2 protein-coding genes are annotated in these 2,730 nt (G+C 69.1%); both read right to left on the bottom strand.

Features of this window, described 5'->3' with window-relative positions:
• Positions 1 to 68 precede the first annotated feature (68 nt).
• Positions 69 to 842 carry an IS21-like element helper ATPase IstB gene (gene istB, locus ACEZDE_RS33680; RefSeq protein WP_449341725.1) on the bottom strand — a complete coding sequence of 258 codons (774 nt, stop codon included), beginning with the start codon at positions 840 to 842 and terminating at the stop codon, positions 69 to 71.
• On the bottom strand, positions 839 to 2,443 hold the full coding sequence (gene istA / locus ACEZDE_RS33685) for an IS21 family transposase (RefSeq protein WP_380545004.1): 1,605 nt from the start codon (positions 2,441 to 2,443) through the stop codon (positions 839 to 841). Before istA ends, istB begins: the two co-directional genes overlap by 4 nt.
• Between the last annotated feature and the right edge of the window lie 287 nt (positions 2,444 to 2,730).

Raw genomic sequence — 2,730 nt, forward strand, 5'->3', positions numbered from 1 at the left:
TGTGAACGACGGCGGTTTTCCCCAGGGGTGGTGTCGGCGTAATTCTCCAACCCCTGGGGCCGCCGCAGTCAGGCTGCGGACTGCTGGCTGATCTTCTCGGTGGGGGTCCTCGGTCGCTTGTTCGGGCGGTAGCTGGGGCCGTTCATGATGACCTGGTGGCTGGTGTTGATCAGGCGGTCGAGCAGGGACTCGGCGACGACGGGGTTGGGGAAGAGGGGATACCAGTCGCTGGGCGCGCGGTTGCTGGTGATGATCAGCGAGCGTCCCTGGCGTTCGGAGACGAGTTCGTAGAGGTCGTCGGCCTGGGTCGTGGTCAGCTGCCGCATCGCGAAGTCGTCCAGGATCAGGACATCGGGGCGGATCAGTTCCCGCATCCGTTTGTCCCAGGTCCGGTCCGCATGGCCGCCGGCGAGTTCGGCCAGGATCCGGCTGGTCTTGGCGAAGCGGACGTGGGCGCCCTGGCGGACGGCGAGGTGTCCGAGGGCCTGGGCGACGTGGGTCTTGCCGACCCCGACCGGCCCGAACAAGATCACCGACTCGCCGGCGTGGAGCCAGCGCAGGGCGGCCAGGTCGCGGATCTGCGCCGCGGGCAGCTTCGGGGAAGCGGTGAAGTCGAACTCCTCCAGGGTGACCTGCTGCTCGAACTTCGCTCGCAGCAGGCGCCGTTGGAAGGCGACGGTCTCGCGCCGGGTGATCTCGTCCTGGCAGAGGACCTGGAGGAAGTCCAGGTGTCCGAGTTCGCCGCCGTGGGCTTGGGCCAGGCGGGCGTCCAGGGTCTCCAGCATCCCCGACAGCCGAAGTGCCCGCAGCGACTCGCGCAGGGCGGTGTCCATCACGCTCACCGGTTCGCCTCCGTCGCGTCGTCGGCGCCGTCGTGACCGAGGTCGCGGGGGTTCTCGTCCGAGGTCTGGGTGGGGATCGCGGCGGCGAACAGGCCCTCGGGGCCGTGGAGGAAGGCGGAGGCTCCCGCGTCGCCGGTCTCCGGTTCGGGGTCGGTCTCGGTGCCGGCGACCAGGATGCCCTTGATCGTGCGGTAGGAGGGGTCGCCGACCGCGATGGCCTTCGCGCAGGCGGCCTCCAGGCGCTGGTCGCCGTACTTCTTCCGCAGCCCCAGGATTCCCTGGACCGCGCGGAGCCGGTAGAGCGCGTTGACCTCCAGCAGCAGGTCGACGGCCTCCCGGCAGGCGTCCCCGACCTCGGACGCCTGGCCGCGGCACCAGATCGGCGTCTTCATCTGGAACGCGATCTTCTCCGGCGGGTAGTCGCCCTGGTCGGTGCGTTTGCCCTGTTCAAGGGCCGCGTGGGTCTTCACGAGTTCGCCGTCGAGGAAGACCTGGACCACGGTCGCGGTCGAGCGGACGTCGACCTTGCGGCCGATCAGCTTCCACGGGACCGAGTAGAGGGTGCGGCCGACCTTGACGTGGATGTCCGGGCCGACCTGGGCCTGTGACCAGCGGGCCAGCACGAACGGCTTGTCCGGCAGCGGCAGCAGGGCCTGGGCCTCGACCGCCTCGAACACCGCCGCCGGAGACGCCCCGTCCAACGGCCGACACTGCCGCCGCCCCGCGGTCTCCCTCGACCAGGCCGACGCCTCGGCCTGCATCTGGGCCAGCGAGGCGAACTGGCGCCCGCTCCAGAACGAGTCACGGACATAGGGCATCGGCCGCTCGACCCGCGGCTTGTCCTTCGGATGCGAGGCGCGCGCAGGATCGGCCAACGCGCCGTAGTAGAGGGCGAGTTCGGCATAGGACTTGTTGATCTGCGGGTCGTAGAGGTCGGGACGGTCGACCGCCGTGCGCAGGTTGTCCGGCACCAGCCGGCGCGGGACCCCGCCGAAGAACCGGAACGCCTCGACGTGGGCCTCGGTCCAGGCGTGCTGGTCCATGTGGACGACCGGGCGCACGAACATGTGCCGCGAACAGGGCAGCACCATCACGAACGCCCAGATCCGGTGGCGTTTGCCGGTGGACGGATTGATCCACTGCCCCAGGAAGCCGTAGTCGATCTGAGCCTCCGAGCCCGGCTCCACCGCGTCCCGCAGCACCGTGACCTTCGACCTGGCCGCCATCTCCGGCAGGTTCTCGTGCACCCAGCGGCGGAACGCGGTCAGCGACACCTTCAACTTCTGCTCGTCCCGCAGACGTTGGTGGATCGTGGTGACGGTCGTGGTCTCCAGCAGGCTCTTGACGTAGTCGCGGTGCGGGTCGATCTCGGCCCAGGTCACCTGCCGCAGCTTGCGGTCCGCGAGCTCCGGGAACCATCCCCTGACCAGTTTCGCCCAGTCACCCTCGCTCATGGGCGGCCCGCCCGGGGTGATCCCGGCCGCCGTCGCCGGCGCCAGATACTTCCTGATCGTTTTGCGGTCCACCCCCAGTGACGCGGCCAGCTGGTTCTTCGACCGGCCTGCGTACCAGTGCACGTAGATCTCAACGATGTCGACCACCGTGAACGTTCTCCTTGCCATCCGGCGTGTCCATCGACCTCTCGGCCCATCGGCCGAGAACCGGCAGCGACTTCCAGACGCCCGCGATCCTCGACCGGCACGGACATGCCCCAGGGGATCGCGGATGATTCCGATGGAACGACTACTCGCAGGCCAAACCACCCGAACCGGGAGTAGACCGGCCCCTGCCGACGACCGGGATCCCCCTGGGGAACCGACCGCCGTCAGGGTGGGGAATTACGCCGACAGCAACCGCCCGAAGTAGGGGAAAAGCGCCGTCGCTGACA

It is taken from the genome of Streptacidiphilus cavernicola (assembly GCF_042510955.1).
Lineage (GTDB): Bacteria > Actinomycetota > Actinomycetes > Streptomycetales > Streptomycetaceae > Streptacidiphilus > Streptacidiphilus cavernicola.